The organism is Salinivibrio sp. MA427 (assembly GCF_001996115.1).
Taxonomy (GTDB): Bacteria; Pseudomonadota; Gammaproteobacteria; order Enterobacterales; family Vibrionaceae; genus Salinivibrio; species Salinivibrio costicola.
The window spans coordinates 1-4,047 of record NZ_MUFH01000237.1; the positions used below are offsets into that span (position 1 = coordinate 1).

A 4,047-nucleotide genomic window follows, 5' to 3' on the forward strand; every position below is an offset into this window, starting at 1 on the left:
GAATGATATCGATGTGATCTACTATGATCCGAGCGATACCAGTCGTGAGCGTGAGCAATATCTTCAAGGGTTACTACAAAAAACCATGCCAGAGATTACCTGGCAAGTCCGTAACCAAGCACGGATGCACGAAAAGCACCAAGACCCCGCGTATGCTGGCACCCTGGACGCCATGCGATTTTGGCCTGAAAAAGAAACGGCCATTGCGGTCCGTCTCGATATGAATCAGCGCTGTGAGATCATTGCCGCGTTTGGGGTTCAGTCGCTGTTCGAGTTGAAGCTGAGCCATAACCCGGCACGGCCATGGGCTGTTTTTCAGCAGCGTATTGAAGAAAAACAATGGTTAACCCATTGGCCTAAACTGACCGTGACCACCCAGTGCTCAGTCGCTGCCAAGCCGATTGATGAAGAGTAAAGCCAAATAGAGTGCGCCTTGGCACAGATTGGCGAAAACACAAAGGGCATACTACCCCAATCTTCTGATTGGTAAGTAAATGGACGACAATGAAATACCGCATGGACGCAAGCCCGAGTGATGACGATATTACCGCTATCCGTCAGGGGCTAAAACAAAGCAACGCCCCCTTCTTGGCAGGTCTCCCTGAGGGCACGCTTGCCGGCTACGCCTATAATGACAATGATGAGCGCATCGGTGGCATTGTTGCCAATACCTGGGGCCAATGGCTATTGATTAAATACCTTTGGGTCGATGATGCTTTTCGCCATCGTCATGTCGGCAGCCATCTATTAGATAATCTGGAAGAATATGCCAAGGACATAGGCTGTAAAATGGCGTTTGTCGATACCTTCAGCTTTCAAGCCAGACCCTTCTATGAAAAGCACGGTTATCAGTGCCAAATGACATTGACGGACTATCCTGTTGATCATGCACTGCACTTTATGACCAAGGTGCTTAACGAAGCTTAACGGCCACGTTTGTCTTGTTCGTTATGTCAGTGTCTTGTTCGTTATACCAGTGATAAGTATGAACGCGTTAAAGTAAATGAATTGGCTTGATACAAAAACGCCACGAGCAAGGCTCATGGCGTTTACGTATGATTCAATAGATAACCGCTATCGAATCAATAACAGAGGGACGGGCGAATCAATCACAATGCGTGTGGTGGTGCTACCCACAAACAGCTGACGCAGCTTGGTATGACCGGGTGGCAATCAAAATATGATTGTGAATACGGCGGACGACGCTTWCGAGTTGCGATCCAATCGCTTTGGCATCGTTCTGGTGCAAATCACCGGACCGGCCAATCACCAGCACCCGCATGGTAGATTCAAGCGCTAGCAAAGATTCAAGCAAGTGGCCATGTTGCTGCAAGCGCGTGACCTCGGTCAGCTCCTTTGATAGCGCCACTTCTTCGCACTCATGCAATAGGGCCTTACCATGTTGCAAGGCCAGTTTGGCACGCTTTTCATCCAGCTCGACCAGCTCACTCATGAGCTGATCGCGACTGCCTAAACCAATACTGCCTGATAACTCAGAATCGCTACTCGCGGGTTTTTCCAACACATGTAAAAAGGTCAGCGGTGCAGACAGGCGTGATGCCGCCCAAACGCTGAGATCTGTCACCGATTGGGTGTACGACGCACCATCAATACAAGCAATAATTTTATTCATCGTGCGCTCCTTAGTGTCCGCCCATCATTTTTTCCACTTCTTCCGGATTATCATGGACGCCAAACTTGTCCACAATGGTGGCGGTTGCTTCATTCATGCCCACTAAATTTACCTCGGTGCCTTCACGGCGGAATTTAATCACCACGCGGTCGAGCGATGAGACGGCAGTAACATCCCAAAAATGCGCATCAGAGAGATCAATGGTGACGCGTTCAACGGCTTCTTTAAAATCAAACGATGTAATGAACTGCTCGGAAGAGGCAAAAAAGACCTGCCCAACAACGCGATAGGTACGCTCGTCAGCTTGGGTTTGCTCGCTTTTAACCACCATAAAGCGACCAATTTTGTTGGCAAAGAACAAGGATGCCAATAACACACCGACCAAAACACCAATGGCCAAGTTATGGGTTGCCACCACCACAATCACGGTGGTGACCATCACAATATTGGTTGATAAAGGATGAGTTTTAAGATCTTTGATAGAGCTCCACGAGAATGTCCCAATCGAGACCATGATCATCACCGCCACCAGGGCCGCCATAGGAATCAACTTTATCCAGTCGCTTAAAAACACCACCATGATCAACAGAAGTGTACCGGCACACAGGGTGGATAAGCGTGAACGACCGCCGGATTTGATGTTAATGATCGATTGACCAATCATCGCACAACCGGCCATACCACCAATAAAGCCGGTGGCAATGTTCGCGATACCTTGGCCTTTACACTCGCGGTTTTTGTCACTACCAGTGTCGGTCAAATCGTCCACAATGGTGGCGGTCATCATCGATTCGAGCAAACCGACTACCGCTAGCCCTGCTGAGTACGGGAAGATAATCATCAAGGTTTCAAGGTTAAGCGGCACATCGGGCCATAAAAACACCGGTAAGGTATCTGGCAACTCGCCCATATCGCCCACAGTCCGAATGTCTAGTCCAATACTGACTGCGAGTGTCGTCAGGACCAAAATACATACTAATGGCGATGGCAATAATTTACCGACCACAGGAACGTATGGGAACAAATAGATAATGGCTAATCCTGCCAGCGTCATGGCATACACGTGCCACGTCACGTCAGTGAGCTCGGGTAACTGGGCCATAAAAATGAGGATCGCAAGGGCGTTAACAAACCCAGTGACCACCGAGCGTGATACAAAGCGCATGAGATCGCCGAGCTTGAGGTAACCGGCCAGAATTTGCAAAACACCCGTTAGTACGGTGGCGGCCAATAAATATTCAAGGCCGTGCTCTTTGACTAGCGTCACCATCAATAACGCCATGGCGCCGGTTGCCGCAGAGATCATCCCGGGTCGACCACCGACAAAGGCAATGATCACTGCAATACTGAATGAGGCATACAGCCCCACTTTCGGGTCGACACCCGCAATAATAGAAAAAGCAATCGCTTCTGGAATTAACGCTAGAGCTACCACAATGCCAGCCAGCACGTCACCACGCAGATTGGAGAACCAATCACGTTTCATCGTTTCAATCATGAACAGTCTCAGTCTTTTAAAGGAATATGATTATACAAGGTGAAAAAATAAGGCGGGAACGACTAGGGCGGCGTCATGCGCATGGCAACTCTCCTTTATAAATAAAAAACGTGATGATAGTCACTGACTACTCTCTATTCAAGACCCAATCCCAAATATCGAGGTTTAATCGCCAAGCTCATCGCTAAGGTACTACCAAAAGAGGTTTTTAAAGATAAATTTGACGATATAACGATTATTTTGCTAGTTTGGTAGGACCAAAAGAGAGGGGCCATCATGACAGCATCCACAACCAGTCTGTTTCATCCGGTACAAATGGGACGTGCCAGTGAAGACGTTGCCTTGCAGATCGAATCTGCGATTTTATCGGAAGCGCTGAAGCCGGGAGACAAGTTACCCAGTGAACGTGAGCTACAGCAACAGTTTGGGACGGGGCGTGGGGTAGTGCGCGAGGCGATTCAATCACTCAAACAAAAAGGCTTGATTGAAATTCGTAAAGGGCAAAAAGGCGGAGCGGTTGTCCGCCAAGTTGACGTGCACAATATTAGCGAGTCACTGGCATTGTTCTTAAAACAAAGTCACGTCAAAGCAGACAAAGTGGCGGAATTTCGTGAAACCGTCGATCACAGCTTAGTACTGCTCGCGATCAGTCGTGGAACAAAAGAACAAAAGCAACAGTTGAACGATAAGGTCGCCGAGCTTGCGGCACTTGCCAAAGATGATGAGCCCGATCTCGCTCGTTTAGGGGAGCTCGACCGAGCACTGAACTTGTTGATTGCTACCATGTCGGGAAATCCGATTTTTGAGTGGGTGATGCATGCGATACAGCAAGGGTTTAGCTCACACGACTATGCGCTTTATCAGGCGACGGATTACCGTCGTCTTACAGTGGAAAACTGGCAACAGACCGTTAACC

General features: G+C 48.7%; 5 protein-coding genes. 3 read left to right on the plus strand and 2 right to left on the minus strand.

Annotated elements, in window-relative coordinates:
- Both BZG79_RS12445 and BZG79_RS12450 read left to right on the plus strand, forming a co-directional pair.
- The coding region (locus tag BZG79_RS12445) for a nucleotidyltransferase family protein (protein WP_108743293.1) at window positions 1-415 on the plus strand (415 nt) is incomplete at its 5' end.
- Window positions 416-504: 89 nt separating this feature from the next.
- On the plus strand, window positions 505-927 hold the full coding sequence (locus tag BZG79_RS12450; RefSeq protein WP_021022758.1) for a GNAT family N-acetyltransferase: 423 nt from the start codon (window positions 505-507) through the stop codon (window positions 925-927).
- 202 nt (window positions 928-1,129) lie between these two features.
- Here the strand turns inward: BZG79_RS12450 and BZG79_RS12455 are convergent, their stop codons facing one another.
- Both BZG79_RS12455 and BZG79_RS12460 read right to left on the minus strand, forming a co-directional pair.
- Window positions 1,130-1,633, minus strand: coding sequence for a universal stress protein (locus BZG79_RS12455; protein ID WP_077774534.1), 504 nt, complete (start codon window positions 1,631-1,633; stop codon window positions 1,130-1,132).
- Between the two features lie 10 nt (window positions 1,634-1,643).
- The gene (locus BZG79_RS12460) at window positions 1,644-3,131 is read right to left on the minus strand and encodes a SulP family inorganic anion transporter (RefSeq protein WP_077774535.1); all 1,488 of its coding nucleotides are present in this window, start codon (window positions 3,129-3,131) and stop codon (window positions 1,644-1,646) included.
- Window positions 3,132-3,407: 276 nt separating this feature from the next.
- Between BZG79_RS12460 and BZG79_RS12465 the strand changes: the two genes are divergently transcribed.
- Window positions 3,408-4,047 (plus strand): GntR family transcriptional regulator (locus BZG79_RS12465; protein ID WP_077774537.1); only part of this gene is annotated, 640 nt, incomplete at its 3' end.

Bases quoted from the DNA above. Each gene is read 5' to 3' on its own strand.
- BZG79_RS12450 (WP_021022758.1), top strand. From the start codon at position 505: ATGAAATACCGCATGGACGCAAGCCCGAGTGATGACGATATTACCGCT.
- BZG79_RS12460 (WP_077774535.1), bottom strand. From the start codon at position 3,131: ATGATTGAAACGATGAAACGTGATTGGTTCTCCAATCTGCGTGGTGAC.